Genomic DNA, 26,891 nt, shown 5'->3' on the forward strand with positions numbered 1-26,891 from the left:
GGACGGTATGCGCCGGCGACCAGGCATGTCAAGAATTCTTTACACGGCGGGACGGGGCGCACACGCAGACAAGGCGGGCCCGTGAGGACCCGCCTTGCCCTTGTTGAGCGACTACCAGAGGACTTGAACCTCTAGACCACATCCGCAATCCGCAACCGTGCTAAGTGGCAGTCACCGAAAGCGTAGGGCGGCGCGGAAGCCCACGCAGTCACCCATGTGACAGCTCAGCTCACGTTGCCCGCGTTCCGCGCTCCGCCCTCGACCCGGATCAGGCCGTCCATCGACACGTTGTCGGTCACCGACCAGAGGCGCTTCGCCGGGGCGCCCGACCAGAGCGGGTTGACCATGATGCCGGGGTTGCAGTTCTGCACCAGGTTGTCCCGCACGGCCAGGATCGGCCCCCCGGCGGCGAACGCCCAGATCCCCAGGCCGGTGCCGCCGGAGACGGAGATCCGGTTGTCCGAGACGAAGACGTTGCGCATGCTGCCGATCTTGATGCCGCGGATCGTGCCCTCCCCCCGCCACCAGGCCTTGACCAGGTGGATGTCGTTGCCGGTCACCCGGATCGTCCGGCCCTGGATGGGCGGACCGGGGTGGTACGACACCCCGATGTGGACGCCCTCGGCCACCTGGTCGAAGCGGCAGTCGGAGACCTCCACGTCGCCGACGGCCGTGCCGCCGCCGATCACCACCCCGCAGGCCCCGATCGACGCCTCGGCCGCGGCCGCCAGCTCCTTGCGGTACCCGGCGGCGTACCGGTCGCCGAACGCCGGCTCCAGCAGGATCCGGTCGGCGACCGAGCGCAGGTGCTTGGCCGCCGCCGACGGCGTCTGCACCGGACGCGACGGCGGCGACGCGGCCAGCGCCGCCTCCCAGGCGCCCTGGGCCAGGGCGGAGTCGAAACGCAGGCTCGCCCCGGGCGCCGGCAGGGCGACGTCCCGCCGGTCTCGCGCGATGTCGTCGGCCCGGCGCACGTTGACGCCCTCGCCGACCAGGTAGTCCCGCAGCGCCTTGCGACCCTCGTCGGTGTCGAAGATCCGCCCGGCGGCGTCGCCGAGGCGGCCCTTGAGCGAGGTGAGCTGCCGCTTGTAGCTGGGCAGCCGGCCCGGGTCCGCGGCGGCCAGGTCCGCCAGCCGGTGCAGGTACGCCCCGGCGCTCTGGTCCGAGCGCAGGTCCTCCGGCGTCGGCGGGTGCAGGGCGGCCAGGGTCTTCCACTCGCTCTCCGGCACCGTCGAGTTCATCCGCACGCCCCACTGCCCGACCCGGACCACGGTGTTGAAGTCGCCGCGTTCCAGCCGGTCCGCCCGGTCCAGCGCCAGCCGGCCGACCAGCTGGGTGGCCAGCTCGCCGCGGAACTTCTCGTCCTTGACCAGCTCCTGGAGGGTCAGCGAGAGCGGTCGGGGCGGGGTGCTGAACCGGCAGCGGGTGACGACGGCGTGGTCCGGGTTGACCAGGAGCACCCCCTGCTGGCCGTGACCGATCAGGAAGTCCGAGTCGAGCACCCGGACCCGGCCGGGCGGGGTGCCCTGGTCGTTCCGCACGGTCAGGCAGGTGCTGCGCGGGGCGGCGCCGGCGACCCCGGCCAGCCGGACGTGCTCGACGGTCACCTCCTTGCAGTTGATCGCGCTGATCGGACCGAGCCGCCCGGAGCTGTCGGCCGGCCCCGGGGTCTCCACGAACAGGTGCGACACCGACACCGAGCCGCAGTTGGCGAAGAACAGCGCGTACTCGTGGCCCTGCACCTGGATCCGGCTCGCGGGGCCGCTGCCGAGCAGCCGGATGTTCGCCCGGTTGCTGAAGGTCACCGGCGTGTTGCTGGTGTAGAGCCCGGGCGCGAAGCAGATCAGCGCGTCCCCGGCGGGCAGGGTGTTCAACGCCTGCACCCAGTCGATGCCCGGGCGGAGGGTCAGCGTCGCCCAGCCGCCCGTGGTGGCCGCGGCGAGCTGGTTGATGGCGGCCTGCACGGTGGTCGCCCCGGCCAGCGACGGCCGCCCGGTCGGGTCGTACGACACCCGGTCGGCTCGGGAGAGGCTGGCGGTGAAGGTGAGCGGCAGGTGGGCTGGCTGCTTGGCCTCGTTGAGGAGTTCGGCGGTGACCACCTGGGTGGCGGTGGCGGAGTCGAGCTGCCAGGCGCACCGGGCGCGGCCGTCCGTGCCGGTGTCCACCGTGACCGTGTTGTTGGTGATCGTGCCGGAGGTCAGCTTCCCCTGGCCCGTGGTGACGGTGAACCGCACCCGGGCCTTGGCCACCGGCTGGCCGCCGATGGAGACGCCGGCCACCAGGTCGTGGCCGAGCGGCACCAGCGTCGCCGGGCTGTTCGGCACCGGCACCGCCTCCTGGCCGTCCCCGCCGAGCAGGCTCAGGGTCAGTTGGCCGGTCAGCGGGGCGAAGACCGGGCGGCAGTCGCGCAGCACGCTCCACTGGCTGCCGTCGTACGCCAGGACGCCCAGCCGGCCGTGGGCCCGGCGCGGGCCGTGCGGGGTCTGCGGCACCGGCGTCGTGCCGGTCCGCGGCCACTCCACGTCGTGCACCGCCGAGCGGGCGGGGAAGGACCACCAGTCCCCCGTCCGGTAGCTGCCCGCCGCGCCGAACCGGATCTTGATGCCGAGTTCCAGGTCCAGCTCGGCGCCGCCGGCCGGGACGGTGCCCCGGCCGTCCCAGCGGCGCACCCGGGGCCGCCGGGGGAAGTCGGCGCGGTTCAGGCTGCCGGTGGCGGTGGTTGGGCGGATCACGATCCGGTCGCCCTCCACCCGGTCGACCTGCACCAGCGTGCCCGGCGTCGCGTTCTGCTCGCGGGTGTCGTCGGTCAGCTCCACCCAGGACCCGTTGGCGAAGCCCGCGCTGCCGTCGCGGCCGGGCACCTTCACCGTCAGCACGTCGACGTCGATGCTCTCCCAGGTCGCCACCGTGGAGCCGTTGTCCCGCGACCACACGTAGGTCGCGGCGCCGGGAGCGCCGCCGGCGAGGATCTCCACCCGGTAGCACTGGTTGTCCAGCCCGGTGTACGGGGAGCCGGTCGGGATGACGCAGTCGCCGCCCGGAGCGCCGGTGGGATCGGCACGGACCGCGAGGGTGCCGGTCGAGGTGGCGGTCAGCTCCGCCCAGCCGGGCGGGGTGTCGGCGCACCCCACCGGGGTGCTCGGCGGTCCGGCCTGCAGCAGCCGGACCTGCCAGACGGTGCGCAGCCGGGTGGCGGTGTCCGGGCCGCCCAGGGCCACCTCGCGCAGGCCGGCGTCCTCGATGGCGGTGACGTGCTGCGACCAGGCCTGGAGCCAGGCCACGTAGACCCCGGCGGGGACGGCGGCGCCGGCGGCCAGCCAGGTGCCGTCGAGCTTGCGCACGAACGGACCGGCGGCCGGCAGGTCGGGCTGGGCGAAGACGGAGACCTGCGCGTCGTTCTCGCAGAGCACCCCGTCGAGGTAGTAGCGGCCGGCCGACAGCTTCAGGTCGCCGCCCCCGGTCAGCGCGAACGCCCCGTTGGCCAGCGGCGCGCCGGCCGGGCCGACCAGGTCGGTCAGCGCGCTCGCCCGCAGGTGCGCCTGGATGTCCTGCTGCTCGTTCCAGTCCGCGTCCAGGTCCACCCGGCCCTGCTGTTTGCGCACGCTCGTCGCGTGCCGCCGCTGGTCGAACGTCGAGCGGCTGATGTCGCCCTTCATGGTGTGGTTCCTCCGGTCGGCAGCACGGGCAAGGGAGAGGCCACCCGCCCCAGCGGCAGGTACTCCCGCAGGGCGAGGGCCAGGTTGTTGAGTCGTTGCGGGGTGAGCGCGCGTCGGAACGCGCCCATCTCGGCACCGGACTCCGCGCCGGTGCGCAGCTCGGCGGCGGCGGTCTCGGCGAGCCGGCCGTACGTCGCGTCGCCGTACCGGGTGCTGGCGAAGGCCGGCCCCACCCGGGTGGCCACGTCCGGGTCGCCGGGGTGGGCCTGCACGGCCAGGTCCGGCTGGCAGCGGTAGCGGCGCGGGGTGACCGAGCCGGGCCGCAGGTAGCTGAACCGCACGTACCCCTGCTGCCGGCGGGCCACCGTGACCACCCCGTCGAGCAGGCAGTCCGTGGCGGTCAGCACCCGCGCGCCGGTCGCGCCGAGCACGGTCACCCCGGCCAGCTCGACCTCGGCGTCCGCGGCGCCGATCCCGCCGTGCACCAGGGTGTCGGTGACGGTGAGCGGGCCGTCGCCGACGGCCAGCGACCCGGTGACGCACCGGTGCAGCGCGACCTCGACCCGCTCGTTGCCGGCCGCCACGGTCAGCCCGGTCGCGCCGGGCCCGACCGTGCAGTGCCGCAGCTCCAGCCGTCCCAGCCCCGGGCCGCCGGCGGACGGCGCGGCCACCGTCACCGGGCCGGCCACCAGCAGGCCGTCGACGACCAGCCCGCCGGGACGGTCCCCCGCGCCGGCGCCGGTGACCGACAGGCCGCCCAGCAGGCAGGGCCGCACGCCGACCGGGTCCAGGTCGGTCTGCCGGCGGGGCCGGTCCGGCGGCCGGGGCCACTGGGCGGCCAGCAGGGTGAGCCGGCTGCCCTGCCCGATGCGCACCGCGACGGTCTCGGCGTAGCGGTGGCTGTCCAGCAGCACGATCCGGCCGGCGGTGCCGGGATGGGCCGCCTGCCAGTCGTGCCAGGCGGTGACGGCCTCGCCGAGCGAGGCGACCACCTCGCCCGCGCGGGGCGGCTCGGTTGCGCTCACCCCGAGCTGCCAGTCCACCGGGCCGTCGGCCGCGCCGAGGTCACCCCGGCGGGGGTACGGGCCGGCGCCGACGTCGGCGCTGAACGCGTACCACCAGGAGAGCGCCAGGCGGTGCACCGGCCGCCCGGCGGCGAGGGTGACCCGGCCGAGCACCGGGTCGACCCGGACCAGACTGCCGGTGGGCAGCTCCCACCCGGTCAGGTCGCAGATCCGCAGGTGCTCCAGGGGTACGGCGCGCAACTCGTCCGCCGCGGTCGGCTGGATCCACACCACGAACGAGGGGTCGTCCTCGCGGAACCAGCGCAGCTCCTCCGGGGCGGGCGGCGCGGCGGAACCCAGCGCGGCCAGCTCGTCGCGCAACGGGCGGCGGCGCAACGGGCCCGGCACGTTCGCCTCGTCGGCGCGGTGGTCGATGTCCGGCTCAGTCACGGTCGGCCCGGTCAACTGCCGGCCCACCCCGACCGGCTCGATCCACCACCGGCCGTCCGGCGGGTCGGCCGCCGGGGCGGCGGTGGCCCGGTCCAGCCGGTACGACGGCAGCGGCCACACGTACATGCCGATGTTGGGGATGTTCGGCCGGCCCTGGCCGGCGCCCATCGCCCGCACGTCGACCGTGCGGCAGACCGGTTCGAACGGCCCGCCGACCAGCTCCAGCGGCCCGGCGTCCCGGATCGCCGCGGTGGCCGGCGCGGTCTTCGGGTGGTTGACGTGCTGGGTGATCACCAGCCGCTCGAAGAACTCGACGGCGGCGGTGCTCCAGCCGGTGTTCGCCCGGGTCAGCTCCTCCAGCGCGGCGGCGGTGCCCTTGCGGCGCCGGAACCGGATGGTGTCGGCCACCCGGGCCCGGTCGGAGAAGGCGGCCGCGTCGGGCAGCGGGTGCAGCCGGCCCGCGCCCACCAGCTCGCCCAGGTAGGGCACCACCCACTCGGCGCAGGTCTCCACGAACCAGTCGTCGGAGAGCTGGTCGACGTCGGCGCCGAGCAGCGCGGCCTGCTCGGCCATCACCTCGACCAGGGCGCGCAGCACGCCCCCGGCGGCCTCGTCCTCACTGCGCAGCGCGGCGGGCAGCAGCCCCCAGATCTCCTCGGCCCTCACGATGCCTCCAGCAGGGTGACGTCGCCGGCGTCCGCGGTGAGCAGGTCGGCGGGGAGCAGCAGGTCGCCGGCGCGGCGAGCCGGCGCGGCCACGATCACGTCCGCCCGGCCCGGGGGCAGCTCCGCGTCGTGCAGGAGTTCCAGCACCACGCCGGCCACCCCGGGCACCCGGTGCAGCAGGGCCTGCACCTCGCTGGCGCGTACCGGTTGGGCGTAGTCCCGGGCGTCGAAGGACAGGCCGGCGACCAGGGCCGCGCGGGCCGCGGCGGCGACCGCGACGAAGCGGTGCCCGGGGGCGACCAGCAGCCGGGCGGTCACCGCGACCCGGCGGCGGCGGTGGCCGAGGATCCGGACCGGCACGGCGGGTTGCCGGGCGGCGTCCAGCGCGCGGAGCAGGTCCGTGCGCAGCTGCGCGCCGTCCGGGATCGCGGCGCCGTCCGGCCCGGCGACGGTGAGCAGGACGATCTGCCGCTCGCCGTCCCAGACCAGGTCCGCGCGGGCCTTGCCGACGCCGGCGAACGCCCGGGCGAAGTCGGCGTGGTCGTCGAGCGAGACGACCCGGCCGAGCGTACGCACCGCCAGCGGCGCGTTGCGCCGCGCCCGGTCCACGCCCTCCGGGTCGTCGGCGCCGGCCGCCGGGACCGGGTTGGTGACCTCCATCAGACCCAGCGGGCGGGACAGCGGGATGGTCAGCCGCCCCGCCGCCAGGTCGGCCGGCCGGCCGATGCCGGACCGGTAGGTGGCCACCACGTTGTCCTGCCCGGTGGGCAGCCGGGCGCCGGTGCGGCCGTCGCCGAAGGTGACGGTGACGGTGCCGTCGTCGGCCCGGCGGACGGTGTAGACCCGGGCGGTGGGAGCCTGGCCGAGCAGGGCGGGGACCTCCTGCCAGCGGACCCCGTCCACCCAGACGGCCAGGGTGGTACGCGCCCCGCTGGCGGTGGCGGCAGGCACGTGGGTCAGCGGCGCGTGCCGGAGGGTGAACCGCTGGAACGCCTGCCGGGCGTCGCCGCCGCCGAGCACCTCGGCCCGACTCTCCCCGTGGGTCGCCTTACCCACGTTGCCGAGGACGCGGACGCTGTCGCGCCGGTACGTGTGGGCGACGCTGCTCTCCAGGTCCACCGTGGACGGTCCGCGGACCCGCAGCACGGTGACCACCTCGGAGACCCCCGCGCCGGCCGGGTCGACGCCGGTGAGCACCAGCCGGCGGCCCGGCTCCAGGCCGGGAACCGGGCGGGCCAGCTCCAGGGTGGCGACCGTGGCCAGCGAGGCGGTCTCCGACCGCGGGGCGAGGGCGAGCTGCCGGCTGTCGCCGAGCACCGTGGTGTTCCGCCGGGAGAAGGTGTTGGAGTCGCCGCCGGTCACCGTGATCCGGGTGGTGCGGGCGGCGATGCCGAAGTCCGCCACCGGCATGTCGGCGACCGCGCTCACCCAGCGGACCTCCGCCGCCCCGGCAGTCTCCAGCACCACCCAGGACCCGGCGAGAATCGTCGGGTACGACTGGTCCAGGTGCAGGTCTCGGTCGGCGGCGGCGAGCGTGGCGTCGGCCCACGTGTTCTCCCGCTGCGCGTACGCGCCAGGGAGCACCTGGTTGGTGCCCGGGTTCAACTCGCCGACCCGCAGCGCCACGGGCAGCGCTTTCCACGGTTGGGCGTTGAACCCGAACAGCGCGGCCCGCTGGGCCAGCAGGTGCACCTGCACCCCGGTGACCTGGGGACGCAGCTCGGAGGGGAGGGCCTGGCCGTCCAGCGGCGCGTCCAGCGTCACCACCGTGTACGCGGGCACCACCTGCCGGCCGTCCCCGGCGGCCTGCGGCTCGGGCAGCACCGCCTCGGCGGCGCGGACCCGCCGCACGTCGAACCAGTCCGGGCCGAGCACCAGCAGCACGCTGCCGGCCGGCAGGACGGTGTCGGCGCCGGCCAGCGTCAGCGTCTCGTCGCCGGGGCGGGGCGGCCGGGGCTCGGTGACCCGCAGCCCCACCGCGTTGAGCTCCGGCCGGGCGAGCAGCGGCTCGACGGTCTCGAACACCTGCGGCAGCTCGCCCGGGCCGGGCACGCTCTGCGCCTGGCTGCCCGCCGGGATCGGCACCCCGTCCGGCGCGCCGGGGGTGGCGGTGACGGTGAACGACAACCAGGTTGTCGCGGCGACACCGGGGCGCAGCTCGTACCCGATGGCCCGGGCCAGCATCAGCACCGAGCCGCGCTCGGTGGCGGTGCCGAGGAAGCCCTCGTTGGCGATCCGCTCCTGATAGAAGGCGAGCACGTCCAGGGTGGTCGCCCAGGCGTGCAGCAGCGCCACGGCCGGGTCGTCGACCTCGCGGGTGGTCAGCCCGGCCAGCTCGGGACGGGTCCCGAGCCGGGCGAGCATGTCGGCGGCGAAGTCCGCCTGCCGGCCCAGCCGGTAGTTCACGCTGCCCCGGCCGGGCGGGTTGGGCCCACGGCCCGCTCGTGTCGTCACAGTCCACCCACCAGGTCGAGGTGCAGGATGCCGTGCTCGGGCACGCTGGGATCGTTGTCGAGGCGGATCACCTCGGTGTCGCCCGCGCGGAGCACCCGCGCGGTCAGCTCGCCGCCGGGCGCCACCCCGACCGGGTGCAGCTCGGTGACCCGTACGTCGGTGACGCCCGGGACGGTGACGGCGGCGGCGAGCAGCTGGCTGAGGTAGAGCGGCGTGCCGAAGCTGAACCGGTCCGGGTGGAAGAAGCCCCGGCTCCCGTCGGGCAGGTCCCGGTCGGAGAAGAGGTCCAGCAGGGCCCGCCGCACGTCGGAGCGGAACGCCCCGGGCGTGACGCACACCCACAGCCGCAGCTCGACCGGCAGGTCGACCGGGTCGCGCAGTTGCAGGTCGTACCCGGCCACCCGGAACCGGTCCAGCCGCCCGGCCAGCCGGCGGGCCAGCCCGGGCTCGCCGTCCAGCCGCTGCCCGCCGCGCAGGTCGAGGGTGAGGAACACCGTCCACCAGGAACCGGTCCAGCGGATCCGGGCGGTGGCGTTGTCCACCTCCGGCAGGCGCAGCGCCGCGGCCACCCAGTCGGCGGTGGTCACCGCCCGTTCCTGGGTGAGGAAGGCGACCGGGGCGTGCTGGCGGGCGTGCTCGGTGTCCTCCGGGTCGGTGCCGCCGACGGCGGGCAGCGGGTTGGTCACGGCGAGCACGCCGGAGCGGTCCGTGACCAGGGTGGTCAGCGCGTCGTGGCCGAGGTTGCCGGCCGCGCCGCCGCCGCGCCACCAGGTCACCTCGAACACCGTGCCGGCCGGCGGGCGGCGACCGGACACGTCGTCGCCGAAGCGCAGGACGACCCGGCCGTCGCCCTCGCGTTCGGGCACGAACCCCTGGTCGAACCGGTCGGCGTTGAGCAGGTCCCGGCGGGGCCGCCAACTGCCCTCGGTGGTCTCCAGCCGGATCAGCGGCAGCGCGGCGCGCGGGTCCTGGGTCAGCGCCTGGCTGGCCGGGGTGTCGGCCGGGAACGGGGTGGCCGCGGCCACCGGCTCGGCGGTCAGCAGCGGTCGCCAGCGGGTCTCCTCGGCGGGTGTGAGCTGGCCGCGTACCTGGATGGCGTGCTGGGCGGCCACCACGTTGGCCCGGGCGACCGCGCAGGTGACCAGGTGGTCGGTGCCGGAGCCGGCCACCGAGGCGGTCACGGTGAGCGGGAAGGCCAGCCGGTCGGCGGCGCTCCACCCGACCTCCAGCACGTTCACCCGCGCCACCGGGTCGGTGCCGGGGCGGACCGAGGTCAGGCGGACCACCTGCCGCCGCGTCGGGTCGGCGTCCGCCCGGCGACCGGTCGCCGGCGAGACCACCTCCTCCAGCAGCAGCAGGTCGCCGGGGGCCAGGCCGGTGGCCGGCTGGTCGAGCAGGGTCGCCCCGACCGCGCCGGCGGGCAGGCAGCAGTCCCGGCCGCCCCACACGTGCAGGGCGATCTCGTTGCGGCTGGCCCGCGGGGTGAGCGCGGTCAGCGTCTCGAACCCGGTGGCGCCGCCGGCCAGCAGCGCCACCGCGTCGGCGGCCGGCACCGCCGGGGTGGCCCGGTCGGCGGCCAGGACCGGGGTGCCCGCCGGGATGCCCTGGGTCTCGGCGTCCGACCCGGCGGTGACCCGCACGCTGAGCCAGGCGCGGGCGGCGCAGCCGTCGTGCACGGCGTAGTCGAGCAGCCGGGCGTGCCGGCGGACCGAGATCCGGCTGCGGGCGGTGCCCAGGTACGCCTCGGTGCCGGCGGCGTCCTGCCGGTAGGAGAGCCGGTCGGCGACGTGCGCCAACGCCTCCACCACGGTGATCAGCGGGTCGGCCGGGTTGCGTTCCGCCCAGCCGGGCAGGGCCGCCACCCGGTCCAGCATCAGCCGCCGGAACCCCGCGTAGTCCTTGGCGAGGTAGTCGGCCGGCGCGCCGGCCGGGCGGGGCGGCGGCCCGGCCCGGGCCGCCGGGGCCGGGTCCAGGTCGCTCGGGCAGTTCGCCTTGAAGGAGAACGTCGCCTCCGCCAGCACCGGGTCGAAACCGGCCGGCACCCGGTCGTCCACCGCCGAGCGCACCAGCCGCAGCGTGTACGGGGAGAAGTCGCCGGCCCGGTCCACCCGGACGGTCAGCTCCGCGCCGGCGGCGGAGACGCTGACCACCCGTACGCCGGTGATCCGCACTCCGCCCTCGACGACCACGTTGCCGGCGGCCAGCGCGGCGCCGGTGGGCACCCCGTCGGGCTGGCCCGGCAGCGGGTGCAGGAACCCCACCCGCAGCAGCTTCTGGTCGGCCGCGTCCACCTCGACCCAGTCGATGCCGTTGAACCCGCTGCCCGGTCGGGCCACCTCGGCCCGGCGCTCGTCGTCGGTGCACCGCACGGTCATCTGCTCCCCCTCACGATGGCGACCTCGGCCGGCCGGCCGGTGGCGCGCAGCCGGTAGCCGACGTGCACCCGGACCGTCGCCTCCGCCAGGTCGACCCGGACGTCGTCCACCTCGATCAGCTCGCCGAGCCAGCGCTGCAACGCGCTGCGGGCCTGCAACTCGGCCGCGCCGACCACCGCCTCGTCGACCGGGGCGAAGAGCAGCTGGCCCAGGCCGGCGCCGAAGTCCGGCCGGTTCACCCGCTCACCGGGCGCGGTGAACAGCACCGCCTCGACCAGGTCGGCGACGTGCCGCTGCGGGCTCGCCAGCCCGGAGCGGCCCCGGTTGTCGGGACGCCAGGGAAAGGCCGGGTAGGTCACGACGCCACCGCCCTGATCTGGAAGCCGGCCACCGTCGGTGGCCCCTGCGGGATGCCCTCGGCGCTCACGCCCAGCCCGACGCTGACGGCGAGCATCGCCGGCTGGCCGTTGACCAGCACCCGCGCCGCCGGGGTGGTCCACTGGATCCGGACGCAGGGCTGGGGTTTGGTGCCCGCGCCGACCGGCACCTGGAACGGGCAGCCGGTCACCGGGTACGCGTCGGCGACGGTCACCACCGGCAGGCCGCCCACCAGCACCCGGGAGTTGCCGGTCTGCGGGGTGACCGGCCCGGCGTGCGGGCAGGAGAGCACGGCGCCGACGTGCAGCAGCGGGCCGGGCATCAGGTCACCGTCAGCGCGGTCTGGTTGACGGCCACGGTCGGCCCGACCAGGGTGATCGAGGCGCCCTTGCCGTTGGAGATGACGATCCCGGTGTCGTTGATCGAGATCATCGCCCCGGTGAGCGTCTTGAGCAGGATGCCGCCCGCCGGCCCCGGGGCGTCGGAGACCATCACCGTGGCCTGCCCGGGGGTCTGCAGCACGATCGGCGGGGTCGGTGGTGGGGCGGCGGACACCAGGGCGGGGATCTCCGCCTTCGAGCCGTACCAGCAGCCGGTCCAGATCGGGTGGTCGGAGTCGCCCTGCTCGAACTCCACCCAGACCCCGGTGCCGGGCAGCGGCACCGCGTACATGCCGGACTGGATGCCGGCCAGCGGGAAGCAGGGCATCGCCCAGGTGGACGGCGGCAGCGTGACGTCGGGGACGGTCACCTGGATCCGGCCCTGCTGCAACGGGTCGATGTGGTTGACCACCGTGCCGCGATACTTGCCGTAGTACCTGGTCATGCGTCGACCCTTCCCGAGGTGGAGATCTGGGCGTTGCGGCTGAGGTTGAACCGCTGCTTGACCTCGCCGGCCTTGACCGTGGTGGTCACGCTCTTCACCACGTACTCGCCGTCGTAGGCGCGTCCGGCGCCGCGCACCCCGACCAGCCGGCGGCATTGCAGCAGGCGGCCGTAGCGCAGCACGTCCAGCGAGCCCGAGCCGGTGATCACGTTCGCCGACTGGGCGGCGCGGGCCAGGCCCCGGGCGAGGGTCTGCACCACGTCCATCCGGGCGGTGGCGTCGTCGGTGCGGCTCGGGTCCGCCCGGCCGATGTTCATCCGCCGGTACGACAGCGGGATCGGGATCTTGCGGCCCAGCGGCGGGTTCAGCGGGCTGACGTCCGGCACCGGCAGCGGGATCGGCACCCGGACCTGCTCCGGGAACGCGGTGAGCAGGTAGACGGTCTTCTGCACCCCGTCGAACGAGAAGGAGAGCGACTCCACGTTGGAGAAGGCGTCGGCGTTGACGGTCAGCGCCGGCTGCGCCTGCCCGGCCCGGACCTCCGGCCCCCAGTACGCGGTGTTCATCCCGGGCGTGGGACCCGGCTCCACGTAGAAGGTGTAGCCGACCTCGTCGGCCAGCTGCGACACGTACGCGAAGGTGGTGCCGCGCACGGCCGGGACCCGCTGGATCGGGTTCGGGGCGAACACCAGCACGCTGGGCACCAGCATCGGCACCACGCCGTACGCGGCGAACGGCGCCAGCAGGGTGAGCACCCGCGCCTCGGCGGGCATCGGCATGGGCAGGCCCGACAGGTCGATCAGGTCCATCATCTGGCTCACGTCGACCCCGGTCAGGGTCAGCGTCGACGCGCCGGCCTCGTTGCTGCGGGCCACGTCGTGGCGGGTCACCACGCCGTCGGAGAGCACCTGCGGGCGGCCGTCCAGGTGCAGGACCAGCAGCACCCGGGTCGGCGGGTCGAGGCTGCCGTCGGCGAGCATCCGCTCCACCAGCGAGCCCCGGCCGAGGGCGAACCGCAGCTGGAAGCCGGAACGCTGGCCGGCGTTCTGGGTCACCTGCGCCTCCTGCAACGCCTCGACGAGCTCGTACGGGGCGGGCCCGAAGGTCAGCGGTCCGACCAGCAGTTGCAGCCGCACTCCCCTAGGCATCGCCGGCTCCGGGGAACCCCTCGGGCAACGCGACCCGGACCACCCGGCCCGGCTGCTCCAACTCGGCCGGATCGAAGGCGCCGTTGGCGTCGCAGAGCTGCCAGAACGCGGTCGGGTCGCCGACCGTACGGGCGGCCAGCAGGTCGATCCGGTCGCCGTCGGCCACCTGCTCCCAGCCGGCGGTGGCGAGCCGCTCGGCGGGCGGTACGAACCGCCGGCGCAGGTGGACGACCTCCTGCCCGGTGTCCGGGTCCACGGTCACCGCGGTGCCCACCGTGGCGTACCGGCTCTCCGGCGCGATCGTGCCCGCCACCGGTACGCCGGCGGTGCTGCCGCCGTTGGCGGCGAGCAGCGTCTCGGCGACCCGGCTGCGGGCGGCGACCAGGGCCGGGTCGGTCTCGGGTGGCAGCGGCGCGGTCACGGCAGCCGGTCGATTCCGAGGTCGGTCAACCGGCCGCCGCGCGCCCGGCCGGCGAGCTGTTCGAGTTGCTGGTGGGCGGCCATGGCGAGGCCACCGGCCCGGCCGGCGGTGCCGACGTCGTTGACCGTCAGCACCCGCAGGCCCAGCCGGATCTTCGCGCGGATGGGGTTCAGCATCGGGTCGAACGCCTCCTCGGTGATGGTCAGCTCGGTGATCCGTACCGGCCAGAGCCGGCGCCGCCCGAAGGCCAGCAGCACCAGCGGCGCCGGTGGCGGCACCACCTCCAGGGTTCCGGCGGCCAGCAGCGCCGCGGCGTCCTGCACGGCGGTCAGGCTGGGATAGGCCAGCGACTCCAGGGCGGCCAGCTGCGCGGTGAGGCCGAGCTCCACCGCGTCGGCGTTGGACCGCGGTTCGGCGAGCTGGTCGGCGGCGTCCAGCTCGGCCTCCAGGGTGAGCGTCTGCACCGGCGGTCCGGTGATCCGCAGCGCCTCGCCCTTCGCGCCGCCCTCGGCGCCGCCGGTCTTGAGCTGGAAGCCCCGGGTCAGCGCGTCCGGGTTGTACTGCAGGGTGATCACCCGCCGGGTCCGGCCGCTGTCCGGGTCGAGGACCACCAGGCCGGCGCGGAGCAGTCGGGGGCTGAGCGGACTGGTCACGGGGTACCTCCTGTCGAGGGTCGCTGCCAGCGGATGTTTTCCGCGACGGCCCGGGTGATGCGGCCTTCGAGCAGTCCCGGGTTCAGCCCGTCGAAGGTGAGCGAGCAGTCGGTCAGGTCGGTGATCCGGATCTGGCCGGTGGACACGTTCAGGTCGCGGAAAAGCAGGTTCACCCGGGCCACTGTCGCGCTGCTCAGCCGGACCGGCCGCAGCGCACCGGGCAGGTCTTGGCCGCCGGCATCGCGGCCCATCCCGCCGAAGATCCGCAGACCCATCAGGGCGTCGGGGGCCAGGACGATCTCGTTGCCGCTGCCGAGGGGCAGGGTTATCTCGCGAGGGTTGTTCACCGACAGGTCGGCGTGGACGTTGCGGATCTCCATCTGGCCCGGGGCGGATGGCGTGTCGCTGCCGAAGTCGGCGATGGTGTGCAGCAGGTCGTCGCGGGACTCCGGGGTCGGCCGCAGTAGCCGGTTGAGCCGGATCAGGTGCTCTTCCCCGGCCTGCCGGACCTCGCCGGTGGGCAGTCGCCAGCGCAGCAGGTCGATGTCGGCCGGCGGCGGCGGGTTGGGATCCATCGGGTCTGCGGGAGCCGGGAGGGTCACCCGGTAGACCAGGTCCTCACCGTCGAGGGTGAAGCTGCCCGGTGTCCACCACGGCAGCGCGTCCGTCATCCGCCGGTAGTCCAGCGCGCCGTCGTGGAACGTCAGCCTGGCCTCCCAGGTCCGCTCGCCCCAGACGAACCCGGAGTGCACCACGTCGAAGTCGAGCCGGCCGTTGAGGCTGTCGAGGACCTCGCCCAGGTTGTAGGTGTTCAGGATGCGCAGCAGGGCGTCCCACTGCCGGGCCATGTCGTCGCGCCGTTCCCTGCTGGTGGTCCGGCCGGCCGGGGTGGGCGCGCCGAGCAGCGCGCCGACGTCCAGGGTGAAGCGGGCGTCGCGGATGTCCAGCCAGGGCAGTCGACCGGCGCCGGTGTTCAGGTCGTGGGTGACGTTGCCGAGCAGGCCTCGCTCGACGAAGACGTACAGCCCGAGGCCGGTGTCGGTGAAGGTGAGGCCCGTGACCTCTCCGCCGGCGGCGGTGACCCGACGTGCGGCCGGGGTCTGCTCCCCTTCGGGGCCCTGCTCGTAGCCGATCGAGGTGAACCGCAGCCCGTACTCCGGACGGCCTCCGGGTGCGCCGAGCAGCCGCAGCTCCCGGCCGGGATCGGCGGTGACCTGGGCCTGGATCGCGGTCAGGGTGGGCTCGCGCAGGTCGAGCCGCAGGCCGCCCTGGTCGAGGAAGTCCACGGCGAGCCCGGTGGCCGCGAAGTCGGCGGAGCCCCGGGACAGGAAGGTGCTGATGTCGAAACCGACCCGGGGAGCGCTGATCGCGCCGAGGTCCAGTCCGCCGAGCATCCGTACGTCCTCACCGCTCTGCTCGACGACGAAGCCCCCCTGGTCCGCGGCGGGGCGCACCCGCAGCTCACCGAGGACGGCCTCCTGCTCCGGGTCCAGCCGGATGGCGACGCCACCGGCGAGCGTCACCACCAGGCCGGTGGCGCGGGTCTCCGCGACGACCAGCTCGCGTAGCAGCAGCCGGCGCCGGCCGGGCGGGGTGAGGTCGATGCGGGCGCGGGCGGTGATGCCGCTCATGGTGATGGCGCCTTCGCCGGGCCGGATGAGCAGGCCGAGCGTGTCGTTGTGCCAGTTGAGGGCGTCCAGCGAGAGGATCGCCAGGGTCAAGCCGCGGGTGCCCTCCGGACCGATGTCGATCCGGTCGGGGCCGATGCGCACCACACCGGTGTCCAGGCCCTGGAAGCCCGCGTGGTAGGTGTGCTCGCCGGGATGCTCGCCGGCGCCGACGTGCCCCTCCGCCCCGGTCACCTCCGCCTCGATCCGGCCGCCCCGACCGAAGGCGAGACGCGTCCGATCCGCGCTCAGAGAGCCGTCGACACGCATCGCCGCGCTGACCCGTCCAGCGATCTCCGCACGGGAGGCGCCGGTGGTGAGCCGGCCCGCGACGATGCCGGCGCCGCGCGACCAGTGCAGCTTTTCCGCGTGGACGTTGAGGATCTCCAGCGGGGGCAGGTCCGGTTCCCCGGCCGGTACGGGCGTCGCGCGGCCGAGCCCGATGTCCAGGTCGCCCTGTCGGTAGCGCAGGTCACGGCCGGTGATCCGGTGGATGCGCAGGTCGGTGACATGCAGGTCGGCGGTGGCGGGGTGCTCGGTTCCGTGGTCGTCGCGCCGTGCCGGGGTGCTGTCCCAGCGTCCGGTGACGGTGACGCCGTCCAGGACGGTGGGGCCGCGGGAGACGATCCGCCCCGCCCCGGCCTGCCAGTCGATCGCGGCCAGCTCGATCCGGCTCGGGCCGACGTCCTCGAACCGCTGCCCGCCGCCCTGCTCGGTGACGATCCGGCCGCTCAGCCCGGCCCGGCGGATGGTGACCGCGCCGTCGGCCGTGCGGATGGTGGTGTCGGTCAGGGCGACCCCGTCGAGCTGGGTGCGGAACTCGTCGACTGGGTCGCTGATGATCCGGCCGGTGTCCGGGTCGACCTGGTGGTCGCCGACCTTTATCAGATCCACCGTGACGGAGGAGGCCGGTTCGCCCGACGCCCCGGGTGCCGGCCTGGTCGCGTGGCCGCCGAGCGTGCCGGTGATGGTGGTCGGCGGGCCCTGCAACGCCCGGGAGATCACGGTGAACCGCAACCGGTCGAGCTCGGTGATGCCGAGGCGTCCCGAGTAGACCATCTCCTCGCCGGTCAGATCCAGGTCGAGGTCGCGCATCCAGAAACCGATCAGCGAGCCGGAGACGGCCTCGACGGAGTAGCCGGGGGCGGGATCGACGACGTCCATGCCGAGCCGGTCGGCGTCGATCCGGTCGATGGTCACGGTGCGAATCCGCGCGCTGCGCACCCGCCGCTCGCTCGCCGCCCGCTCCGTATGCACCAGCACGGTCATGCTCAGCCGGCCGAGCCGGGTGCTGCCCCGGGTGTAGATGGTGCGTCTGGCCGAGCGGAAGGCGACCCCGCTCAGTTCGGTCTGTTCGACCACCAGGTCGGGCAGTTCCAGATCGTCGCCCCTGGGCACCACCCGGCCGTGAATCGCCTCTCCGGGGCTGCCGTCGACGCGGGTCGGGGCGGTGAAGGCGATCCGCCCGGCGGTCATTGCCGGACCGGACAGCCCGGTAACGGTGAGGTCGCCGATGCCGAAACCCGCAGCGGCCCGGTGAGCGGGCAGACCCGCCTCGGTGGCCCGGCCGGCCAGCTCGGCGGGAAGCGCGCGGTCGGCAGGCCGAACCGCCTCGGCGACGTCGGCGTCCAGCTCGGCGGGCGGCGCGGCGACGTCGATGTCCAGGTCGGCACGCACCCGCAGCCGGTGGGCCTGGACTCGGTCCACCGTGGTCGCGCCGGTGTGGACGTCCGTCGCGGTCACCTCGGCCAGCCGGATCTCGGCACCCAGCGTGGCCGGGGTCATCGCGGCGCTCAGGCCGGTGGCGGTCAGCCCGCCGATCGACAGCCCGAAGTAACGTCGGGCCCGTTCCCGCAGCTCCTGCAGTTCCTGCTCCTGGGCTGGGGTGCGGTGCCCGGGGATGTCCCGCCCGGCCGCGTCGACCGGCTCGGCGGGCAAGGATTCCAGCTCCCGCAGCCGGTCCAGGTCGGTCAGCCAGCGGGTCAGCTCGGCGCGACGGGCGGCCCACTGCGGCTCGTCGGGCAGGACGCGCAGCTGCGCGGCGATCTGCTCCCGGGTGGGCAGCTCGGCCGCGGTGACCCGCAGCGCGGGCTGCCCGTCCGCGGCGGGCAGCAGCCGTACGCCGGCGGCGGTGACCGAGGCGGTGCTAGCCCGCGCCAGGGTGGCGACGTCCGGTGCGGTGCGGTCCCGGCGGAACCGGGCGATCAGCTCGTCGTCGGGCAGGTACTCCCCGGAACGGGAGGGCACCGAGCCCTCGCCGTGGATCGGGTCGATCTCCAGGCCGGCCGCCTCGACCCGGCCGGTCAGTCCGGTCACCCGGATCCCACCGATGTCCAGGGTGCCGCCAGCCGACTGGCGCAGCTGGTCGGAGAGCTCGACCAGCCGGCGCCGCTCCGCCTCCGTGAGCGACTCGGCATGCCAGCGGTGCCGGCCCTCCAGCTGGTGCAACTCCTGCTCCAGCGGTTGCAGCCTGGTGAGCTCCGTGGTGACCATGGACAGTCGCTGTTCCAGGGCCGCCCGGCCCTCCCCGGTGGCCTGGCCGATTCGCAGCCGCAGCGACTCCTGCTCGGCGCGCAGCCGGGCCGGCAGGCTGTTGCCCAGGCCGATCAGGGTGCGGCCGACCTCGATCCGGCCGACCTGCTGCATCCCGGCGAAGGAGAGCCCCTCGGCGGTGGCGCTGGCGAAGCTGACCCGCAGCGAGTGCAGCATGGCCACGGCGTCGGTGGCCCGCTCCCCCACCGTGCGCGGCGGGCGGAACACCCCGTCGGTGAGCAGGCCGATGGTGGCGTTGGCCAGCGGGGTGAAGATCTCCCCGGCGGTGAGCGAGGTGAACTGCCGGGCCAGGAAGGGCGCGCCACCCGTCGCCGGGGCGAGCAGCGCGTCGCTGATCTTCGACAGGAACGGCAGGCCGCCGTAGAAGGAGATCACGTTGTGCAGCAGGTGGATCAGCGGATTGATCACCGGGATGCCGATCCAGCCCCGCCGGCTGGGCTCCTCGACGTCCTCCTGACCGGTCGCCCCGGTGCCGAAGGACAGGTGGGACAGTCCGAAGCGGGTCAGCCCGAGCAGCCCGCCTGGCAGGGAGTCGCTGGCGTAGACCACGTCGGAGACGTTGAGGGAGGTGACCCCGGCCTGCGCGCCCACCGGCCGCTCGTAGCCCCGGTCGGAGAAGGAGGCCACGATGTCCAGGCCGGTCAGGGTGACCCGGCCGGTGCGCAGGGAGCTGCCGGTGAACGTCCGGTTGACCCCGTCGAGCTCCAGTCGGGGCAGCCGGATGCGGAGGACGCCCTGCCGGGCGTCGACCGACATCGACAGCTCGTTGGTGTGCTCGCGGTCGGTGTCCCGCAGCCGGGCGCCGCCGAGGTCACCGCTGATCCACTGCGCGTCGTGCAGGTCGAACTCGCGGAGGGTGACCTCCTGGGTGAACATGCTCAGGGCCGTCCGGCTGAGGAAAATCAGTTTCAGGCCGACCAGGACCGCCCGGGCGAGCTCGCCGACCACGGTGGGGGCGCCGTCGGTGCGCAGCATCTCCGGGTCGAAGGACGGCCGGCGTTCGGCGTGGTAGAGGCGCAGGTCGTCAACGAGGGCGGCCAGCTCCGGGACCCGGTCGGCCCGCACGTCGCGGGAGCGCAGGAACACCCAGCGCCGGTCGTCCAGTGCGTACAGCTGGATGATCAGCGACCGCAGCTCGGTGGCACGCTCGGCCCGCCAGAGCCGGCTGTCGCGCAGCCGGTCGCGGAGCTGGTCGCGGGCCTCGATCCGGCGGGGACCGGAGATGGCGGTGACGGCGAGGGAGGTCCGCATCTCCGGGGTCATGCCCGAGCGCATCCGGGCCCAGCGGTCGGGGTCCTCGGCCTCCAGCCGGGCCTGGTCGGCGACCGGCAGGTTCCGGACGAGCTGGAAGGCCAGCCAGGCCTCGCGGGGGTTGACCGCCCAGTCGGTCAGCCCGATGTCGAGCAGCTGGCGGACCTGCCGTTCCAGGTGCGCGGGGTCACGCAGGGCGAGCAGCTCGAGCAGCTCCGTCCGCCGCAGCTCGTCGGTGAGGTACGCGTCGGGCAGCGCGTCGAGGATCCGGTCCAGGTCGCGCAGCGCGTCCAGGCGGTGGATCGCCGTGCGCAGCGCCTCCCGGCCGCGCCCGGTGGCGTCGGCGGGCGCGCCGACCGGCCGGTCGTACCCGATGAGCCGGCGGACCAGCTCGACGGAGGTGACGCCGTCGAGTTCGGTCCGCACGTTCTCGTGGATGTCGGCGACGAGCTGGTCGGCGTCGACCTGACCGGCGCTGCGGCGAGCCGGGTCGAGGGGCTCGGCGAGACCACCCACCCCGGTGTAGCGGCCGGCGAGGATGTCCTCGGCGGGGATGTTCTCCTCCAGCCGGTCGAACCAGCGGCCCTGCTCCAGCCGCCGCCACCGGTCCTGCGCCGGAAGGGGCAGGCTGCGCACCAGCAGGTACGCGAATCGGGCCTCGTGGTCACGGATCGCCCAGTCGAAGACCCCGTACGACAGAAGCCCCTCGATCCGGGTGAGGTTCTGGTGCTCCTCCCGGCCGGCGAGGACGACGAGCAGCCGGGGGCCGAGAGTGGCCCCGATCCGCTTCTCCTCCCAGGGCAGGTGGTCGAGGAGCGCGTCGATCCGGCCGGCCTCGTCGAGCCGGCGTACCACGTGCAGCAGCCGCGGTCCCGGCTCGGGCGGGCCGGCGCTGGCCGGGCCGGAGGCGGTGGGCGGGGCCGGGGCGAGGGCGGCGAGCAGGTCCAGCGCCTCGGCGGCCCGACGCTCGCCGATCAGGCGCTCGGCCCGGCGCAGCTGCTCCGCCAGGCCGGTGTCCCGGTCGAGCTCGACATCCCCGTCGTCCACTCCGCGCAGCGCCCTGACCTGCTCGCGCAGTGCGTCGGCGTCGGTGCCGCGCGGCGGCCGTCCGGTCAAAAGGCCGCGAAAGTACGCCTTGCGGTCGCCGGTGAGCAGTTCCCGCAGGACGCTGGTGCGCAGGGCGCGCAGCACGTTCAGCGCGGTGCGCTGCTCGACCGCGCCGAGCCCTTCGGTGCTGAACCCGTGCACGTTGCCGGCTTCAAGCACCCGCAGCAGGTAGGGCGTCTGTCCACCGAGCGCGGCGAGGGCGGCGCCCGGGTAGAGCCGGTGGTGGTCGTCGTCGAGGTTGCGGGCCAGGTCGGTGCGGCGGTTCGCGGGCAGGCTGTGCACCAGATTGCGGGCGACCAGGAAGGGCATCGTGTCGAGCACCCGCAGGCAGCCCCGCACGTCGTCGCCGGAGACCCACAACCCGTCGAGCAGGTCGATCAGGCGGGCCCGTTCCGCACGGTAGCGCCGGTCGACGATCTCGCTGAGCTGCGACTCCAGCAGTCCGGTCTCGGTCTCGGTCTCGCTCGCCGCCGCCGTGGTGGCCGGGGGCGACGGGGCGGTGCCGACGGCGCCGGTGTCGGCGGCGACCGCGCCGGTGGGCAGCCGCGCCGCCGGAGCCCACAGCGGCCGGCCGGCCGCGGCCGCCTCGGCGAGCTGCCGGGCCTCGGCCTCCGGGTCGGTCCGGTTCCGGTACGCCCCGGGCGCCGCGCTCGCCTGCGCCAGGTGCCCGAGTTCGTGGGCCAGCAGGGCCCGCCCGGCGGCCCGTTGCGGGTCGAAACCGGGGGCCAGGTAGAGCGCGCCGTCGGCGAAGAGGCCCCGGGCGCCGTGGTTGCCGGCCCGGCGCCCGGCGTCGCCGAGGTGCACCCGCACGGCGTCCGGCCGCAGGCCCAGCGCGGGAGCCCACCGGCCGACCAGGTCACTGGTCAGCGCGGCCAGCGCCTCGTCCCGCGCCGGGGCGTCGTCCCGGTCCGGGGCCGGCGCGGCGTGGAGCGCCGCCTCGCGCTCGGTCATCGGCCCGGCTCCGGGTGTCCGGGGCGGCCCAGCCCGGCCCAGATCGCCTCGGCCAGGGCGGCCGGCAGGTCGGCGTCGGGGCGGGCGCGCAGCGGCCCGGGCGCGGGGGCGGTCCTCGGCAGGCCCCGGTCGGTGAGCAGCCGGGTCAGCCGCGCGGTCACGGCGGCGGCGAGCGCGGCCGGGTCGGGCACCTCGACCCCGGTGAGGACCAGTTCGCGGACGTGCACCTCGATGTTCATGTCCACAGCCCCGGGTCCGCGGGCCGGTCGTGCTTGGCGTACTCGGCGGCGACCGCGTCGAGGACGTGTCGCATCCCCACCGGGGCGCCGTCACCGGACGCGACGAGCGCGGCGCGCAGGGCGATGGTGTGGATGTCCCCGCCGGTGAGGTCCAGCTCGGCGAGCCGAGCCAGGTCGAGGCCGTCGGTGGCCAGCCCGGGCGGGAAGGCCCGGCGCCACAGGTCGGCCCGCTCGGCCGGGCCGGGGTGTCCGAACGGGACCACCACCCGCAGCCGGCGCAGGAACGCCGGGTCGATCGCGGTGCGCATGTTGGTGGTCAGCACCGCCACGCCCCGGTACTGCTCCATCCGTTGCAGCAGGTACGACACCTCGATGTTGGCGTACCGGTCGTGGCTGTCCTTCACCTCCGAGCGCCGGCCGAACAGCGCGTCGGCCTCGTCGAAGAGCAGCACGGTGCCGCCGCGTTCGGCGGCGTCGAAGATCCGGCGCAGCTGCTTCTCGGTCTCCCCGATCCACTTGCTCACCACGGTGGCCAGGTCGATGCGGTGCAGGTCCAGGCCGAGCGCGCCGGCCACCACCTCGGCGGCGAGGGTCTTGCCGGTGCCGCTCGGCCCGGCGAACAGCGCGGTCACGCCCAACCCCCGGGCGGTGCGCTGTCCGAAGCCCCGCTCGGCGAGCAGCACCCGGCCCGCGGCGGCGGCGGTGAGCTGGCGCAGCTGCTCGCGCGCCGGCGCGGGCAGCACCAGGTCGTCCCAGCCGGCCCGGACTTCAATCCGCTCGGCGAGGCCGTCGAGGTCCCGGCGTACCCCGGCGCGGACCAGGTCGCGGGCGGCGGTGACCGGATCGGCGCCGGGCCGTCCGGCGGTGGCGAGGATGTCGCTGTGCGCCAGGTCGAACTCGCGGGCGAGTGCGGCGGCCGGCGCGCCGGCGCGGCCGGGCAGCACCCGCCGCCACAGCTCCCGCTGCTCGTCGCGGGTCGGCCGGTCCACGACGGGCCCGGCGCCGATTCCGTGCAGCGGCACAGCCCGTGGGGTGGAGACCAGGACGTCACCGACGATCCGGGTCAGCAGGTACTCCACGGTGGTCAGCAGCTCGGGCGGCTCGTCGCCCGCCAGCTCGACCACCAGGACCGGGTCGGCCAGGACCACCTCCCGGTTCCACAGCCGGGCGAAGGCGTCCCGGTCGGTGACGGCGCGGGGCAGGTCGGCGGCGGAGACCCGGTGACCGGTACGCCGCACCGTGGCGACGGCCAGCGCGACCACGTCGGTCCGGTCGGCCCGGTCCGGCCCGCAGATCCGCAGCGCGCGGCGGCCGGCCTGCCACGCCTCGGCCAGCTGGGTCGCGGCCCGCCGCCGGCTCGCCGGCAGGGTGGCCGGTGGGGCGGGCAGGTCCGCCAGGTACGGCCGGAGCCGCTCGTCGAGGCGGCCGGCCCCGCGCACCTCGTGCAGGATCCGCTCGTCGGGCCGGACCGGGGCGTGCGGCAGCGGCCCCTCGCCCAGCTCGACCAGGCGGGCGGCGCGCAAAGGCCGGTCGGCGGCCAGCGCGTCCCAGTGCGGGTTGGGCAGGGTGTCCAGGCACCAGGCGAAGCTGGGCGGGCGGTCCAGTAGCCCCAGTTCCCCGGCGACCGCGGCGACCAGCACGTCGCGTTCGAACCCGCTGAGCCCAAAGCCGGCGGCGATCCGGTCCAGCGCAGGGCAGCCGGCGGGCGGCGGGTCCGCCGGTTCGCCCTTGAGCAACAGCCGGATCCGGTCCACCTCGGCGGGCAGCCCGTCGTCGGCGGTGGCGGCGACCGGCGGGGCGGGCCAGCGGGCAGCGGGGCGCGGGGCGGGCATCACAGCACCACCGACGGTCCGGTGTACCGGCCGGAGGGGTCGGCGGTCAGCGGGCTGTCCACCCCGTCCACCCGCAGCCGGGCCAGGTACGTGCCGGCGGGCAGGTCGCGGAAGCCGAAGCGGATCCGGTCGGTGCTGTCGGCACCCGACGCGACGCCGTTGCCCGCCGGTGCGGGCAGCACGGTGCCGGTGCCGCCGGTCAGCGAGAGGGTCACCTGCTGGGTCGCGCCGACGCGCGGGTCGACGGTGACGGTGACCGCGCCGGTGCGCAGCGGCACCCCGTCGACGGTGCGGGTGGAGTCGATCACCACGTCGCCGGGCGCGACGGTGATCAGCGGGCGGTAGGTGACCGGCACGGCGTCGGAGCTGAGCGCCGGCCGAGGGCTGGGCGGGTCGCCGAGGTCGACCGCGTGCGTGACGACCAGGCCGGAGATCCCGGCCGGCACCGGCCGGTCGAAGGCGGCCAGCGGCACCCGCAGCTCCCCGGCGGTGGCGGACGCCGGGCTGGCGCTGGCCGCGCCGATCCGGATCCGGGTGTCCCGGCCGGACAGGTTGCGGCCGGTGACCACCAGGGTCGCCCCGGCGGTGACCGGGGTGCCGGTCGGGCCGTCCGCCCGCACCTGATCGACCTCGGGCCCGGCGACGTCGACGGTGCCGGCGGTGACCGCGCGGACCGGCAGTGGTTCCCGCGCGCCGCGCACCGGGTCGATCAGCACCACCGAGACGTCGAAGAAAACGCTGGTCCGGTACGGCGCGCTGAACGCCGACCAGAGCCGGAAGGTCTCCTCCCCGCCCGGGCTGTTGGTGGTGGCGATCCGCAACTGCTCGAACTGCTCGGCGAGGCGGGAGTCGGCGACCGGTGCGGGCAGGGTCGGGTCCGGCGGGTCGGGGGCGAGGGACCGGCGGATCGCCGTGCGGGTGAGCACCGGCGTCTCGTGCAGCATCGCCAGCAGGTGTCCGAGCAGGATCTCGCTGGTCAGCGGGTCGTGGCCGTAGACGCTCGCGACGTAGTGCAGGTCCACGCCGAGCGGCGGCGCGGCGACGTCGTCGCCGCCCGCGTCGCGCGGCGGCGGGCCGAGGTTGGCCCAGGACGGGTTGCGGGTGACCCGGTTCAGGAACAGGTTGACCTGGTTGCCCTCCTGGTTGCCCACGGTCACCCGGTCGGGCGGGCCGGCGGACACGGTGACCCCACCGACGGCCGAGGAGGCGCCGGTGGCGCGCAGGTAGGCCATCAGCTGGCCGCGCAGCACCGCGGTGACCGCGGCGAGGGCGTACGCGGTGCTCATCGTGGCCCTCCCGGGTCGCGCAGGTAGGCCTCCAGCTCGGGGGCCGGCCCCGGCTCGGCGGCGGGCGGCGGGGCGGCGGGCGGGACCGGCGACCCGGCGGCGGCGACCGGGCGCTGGCCGGGGGCGAGCCGGACGTCGATCCGGCCGATGTGGACGTGCACGGTGGGCCGCTCCGGTGCCCGGACGGCGGCCCGGGTCACCGGTGCGAGGCGCCCCGGCGGGACGGGCGGCGCGGGCCGTACCACGGTCGCCGTGACCGGGGGCGGTGCCGGCTGCGGCGGCGGGCCCGGCGCGGCGGGCGGGGGCGGCGGCTCCGCCGGCCCGGCCGGCGGGGGCCCGGTGACCACCCGGTCGAGGGTGACCTCCCGCAGCACCCGGGTCGTCTCCTCCCGGGTGACCGGTTGGGGCGCGGCCGGACGCGGCGACGCCGCCTCGCGCGAGGGGGCGGCGGACACGGCCGGCACGGCCGCCGGAACCGGCTCGACCGCCGGCGCGGTGGCCGCCGCCAGCCGCCCCACCGGCGGCACCGGCGCCGGCGCGGCGGCGGGCGGCACACTGCCGGGCGGCGCCGGCGGCGCGCCCGCCGGACGGGTCGCGGGGCGCGGTGGGACCGGGGCGTCCCGCTCGATGTCGTACGCCTCGAACCCGCCGCCCGCCTCGGGCTGCTCGGGTTCGAACCGGCCGAGGGTGCGCGGCTGGAGCCGGTGCGCGCTGCCCACGGCCAGGGCGGCCAGCGCGGCCAGGTAGCCGGTCATGGGACCTGCTCCAGGTACGCGGCCCGGCGGTGCGGGCCCAGGCCGAGCACCTCCGCCTCCGACCAGCCGTACGCGCGGGCCAGCCGGTGCACCTCGCCGAGCAGCCGCCGGACCCGGGCGTCGGCGGCCTGCCACGCCCAGGCGGGCAGGTCCAGCAGGGCCTCGGCGCCGGTGCCGCAGGCCGGGCAGGTCAGCGCCACGGCGACCACCCCGAGCGGGTCCCGTTCGGCCATCGCAGCCGACACGGCGGGCAGCAGCTCGGCCGGCTCGGCCACCGGCGGCTCGGCGGCGACCAGGCAGGCCTGGAGCAGCCGGCGCTCGGCGGCCGCCGGGTCACCCGCGCGTGCCGCCTCGGCCAGGTCGGCCGGGGTGGGCAGGCGCAGCGTCAGCCGGTGCCCCCGCCAGTCGAGGGTGAACGTACCGGTGGCCGGTTCCGGCGCGGCGGCCAGCAGCTCGGCCACGGTGAAGCCCACCTCGAGGCGTTCGGGGCAGGCCGGACAGTCCAGGATGGTCTCCACCCGCCCACCGGTCCAGTCCCCCGCGGTCCGCAGCAGCAGGGCCGCCACCGCACCCACCGGCAGCCGGTCGGCGTCGGGGCGGCCGAGCAGCACCAGCGGACGGTGTGCCGCCGGCCGGTCGAGCGCGTGGTCCCAGGCGGAGACCAGCTCCGCCTCGCTCAGCGGCCGCCCTCCGGTCACGACCCGAGCCGGGGCTCGGCCGGCTCGGCGACCGCCTCGTCGCGCTCCCAGCCCTCGTTCTCCAGCTTGATGTGCTCGATCGCCACCGCGTTGGCGTTGGCGTCCAGCTCCGGCAGCGCCTGGTACTCCGACACCCAGCACCGGAACAGCCGGTACGACTGGGCGACCTGGCCGGCCTCGTTGAGCAGCTCGATGGTGATGTCCCGGCGGAAGTCGGCCAGCGACACCTCGGAGCCGAGCCCGGCGTGCAGCGCCCAGATCTTCCCGGCCCACGCGGCGAACTCCGCGTCGTGGGTCAGCCCCCGCTCCAGCGTCACCGCCTCGAACTCGCTGCGCCCCGGCGACTTGCGGCTGGTGGACGGGTCACCGCCGTCGCGGTGCTTGACCACCTCGGTGGTCCGCTTCAACGCGCTGACCTTGCTCACCCCGGCCACGTACCTGCCGTCCCACTTGACCCGGAACTTGAAGTTCTTGTACGGGTCGAACCGGGTCGGGTTGACGGCGAACTGCACCATGACTCACA

Annotated in this window: 17 protein-coding genes; all 17 read right to left on the minus strand. The window is 75.6% G+C overall.

What is annotated here, in order from left to right; genetic code table 11:
* Positions 1–224: 224 nt before the first annotated feature.
* The 17 genes from ACTWM8_RS16820 to ACTWM8_RS16900 are packed head-to-tail and all read right to left on the minus strand — an operon-like array spanning position 225 to position 26,883.
* A complete protein-coding gene (locus ACTWM8_RS16820; RefSeq protein WP_446209855.1) occupies positions 225–3,656 on the minus strand; it encodes a DUF6519 domain-containing protein in 3,432 nt (1,143 codons plus the stop codon).
* Positions 3,653–5,776 (minus strand): hypothetical protein, encoded by a 2,124-nt coding sequence (locus tag ACTWM8_RS16825; protein WP_446209856.1) that lies wholly within the window; start codon positions 5,774–5,776, stop codon positions 3,653–3,655. The genes ACTWM8_RS16820 and ACTWM8_RS16825 overlap by 4 nt, the downstream gene beginning before the upstream one ends.
* Positions 5,773–8,229 (minus strand): putative baseplate assembly protein, encoded by a 2,457-nt coding sequence (locus ACTWM8_RS16830; protein ID WP_446209857.1) that lies wholly within the window; start codon positions 8,227–8,229, stop codon positions 5,773–5,775. The genes ACTWM8_RS16825 and ACTWM8_RS16830 overlap by 4 nt, the downstream gene beginning before the upstream one ends.
* Positions 8,226–10,604 (minus strand): baseplate J/gp47 family protein, encoded by a 2,379-nt coding sequence (locus ACTWM8_RS16835; protein ID WP_446209858.1) that lies wholly within the window; start codon positions 10,602–10,604, stop codon positions 8,226–8,228. Before ACTWM8_RS16835 ends, ACTWM8_RS16830 begins: the two co-directional genes overlap by 4 nt.
* Positions 10,601–10,963 (minus strand): GPW/gp25 family protein, encoded by a 363-nt coding sequence (locus tag ACTWM8_RS16840; RefSeq protein ID WP_446209859.1) that lies wholly within the window; start codon positions 10,961–10,963, stop codon positions 10,601–10,603. Before ACTWM8_RS16840 ends, ACTWM8_RS16835 begins: the two co-directional genes overlap by 4 nt.
* Complete coding sequence (locus tag ACTWM8_RS16845; RefSeq protein WP_446209860.1) at positions 10,960–11,304, minus strand: hypothetical protein; 345 nt, start codon at positions 11,302–11,304, stop codon at positions 10,960–10,962. The genes ACTWM8_RS16840 and ACTWM8_RS16845 overlap by 4 nt, the downstream gene beginning before the upstream one ends.
* Positions 11,304–11,807, minus strand: a complete 504-nt coding sequence (locus ACTWM8_RS16850; protein ID WP_179805109.1) for a phage baseplate assembly protein V — start codon at positions 11,805–11,807, stop codon at positions 11,304–11,306. Before ACTWM8_RS16850 ends, ACTWM8_RS16845 begins: the two co-directional genes overlap by 1 nt.
* The gene (locus ACTWM8_RS16855; RefSeq protein WP_446209861.1) at positions 11,804–12,955 is read right to left on the minus strand and encodes a hypothetical protein; all 1,152 of its coding nucleotides are present in this window, start codon (positions 12,953–12,955) and stop codon (positions 11,804–11,806) included. Before ACTWM8_RS16855 ends, ACTWM8_RS16850 begins: the two co-directional genes overlap by 4 nt.
* Positions 12,948–13,376, minus strand: coding sequence for a hypothetical protein (locus ACTWM8_RS16860; protein WP_446209862.1), 429 nt, complete (start codon positions 13,374–13,376; stop codon positions 12,948–12,950). The genes ACTWM8_RS16855 and ACTWM8_RS16860 overlap by 8 nt, the downstream gene beginning before the upstream one ends.
* Entirely contained in the window at positions 13,373–14,029 is a 657-nt protein-coding gene (locus ACTWM8_RS16865; protein ID WP_154936630.1) for a hypothetical protein, read from the minus strand. Before ACTWM8_RS16865 ends, ACTWM8_RS16860 begins: the two co-directional genes overlap by 4 nt.
* Positions 14,026–21,558: an eCIS core domain-containing protein gene (locus ACTWM8_RS16870; RefSeq protein WP_446209863.1), complete on the minus strand. Its 7,533-nt coding sequence runs from the start codon at positions 21,556–21,558 to the stop codon at positions 14,026–14,028. Before ACTWM8_RS16870 ends, ACTWM8_RS16865 begins: the two co-directional genes overlap by 4 nt.
* Positions 21,555–21,797, minus strand: a complete 243-nt coding sequence (locus ACTWM8_RS16875) for a hypothetical protein (RefSeq protein ID WP_446209864.1) — start codon at positions 21,795–21,797, stop codon at positions 21,555–21,557. Before ACTWM8_RS16875 ends, ACTWM8_RS16870 begins: the two co-directional genes overlap by 4 nt.
* On the minus strand, positions 21,794–23,629 hold the full coding sequence (locus ACTWM8_RS16880) for an ATP-binding protein (protein WP_446209865.1): 1,836 nt from the start codon (positions 23,627–23,629) through the stop codon (positions 21,794–21,796). The genes ACTWM8_RS16875 and ACTWM8_RS16880 overlap by 4 nt, the downstream gene beginning before the upstream one ends.
* Positions 23,629–24,915, minus strand: coding sequence for a DUF4255 domain-containing protein (locus ACTWM8_RS16885; RefSeq protein ID WP_446209866.1), 1,287 nt, complete (start codon positions 24,913–24,915; stop codon positions 23,629–23,631). Before ACTWM8_RS16885 ends, ACTWM8_RS16880 begins: the two co-directional genes overlap by 1 nt.
* Positions 24,912–25,670, minus strand: a complete 759-nt coding sequence (locus tag ACTWM8_RS16890; protein ID WP_446209867.1) for a hypothetical protein — start codon at positions 25,668–25,670, stop codon at positions 24,912–24,914. The genes ACTWM8_RS16885 and ACTWM8_RS16890 overlap by 4 nt, the downstream gene beginning before the upstream one ends.
* Positions 25,667–26,368, minus strand: coding sequence for a hypothetical protein (locus ACTWM8_RS16895; protein WP_446209868.1), 702 nt, complete (start codon positions 26,366–26,368; stop codon positions 25,667–25,669). The genes ACTWM8_RS16890 and ACTWM8_RS16895 overlap by 4 nt, the downstream gene beginning before the upstream one ends.
* A complete protein-coding gene (locus ACTWM8_RS16900; protein ID WP_088961863.1) occupies positions 26,365–26,883 on the minus strand; it encodes a phage tail protein in 519 nt (172 codons plus the stop codon). The genes ACTWM8_RS16895 and ACTWM8_RS16900 overlap by 4 nt, the downstream gene beginning before the upstream one ends.
* Between the last annotated feature and the right edge of the window lie 8 nt (positions 26,884–26,891).

The sequence above is a fragment of the Micromonospora sp. IBSANI012 genome (genome assembly GCF_052814045.1).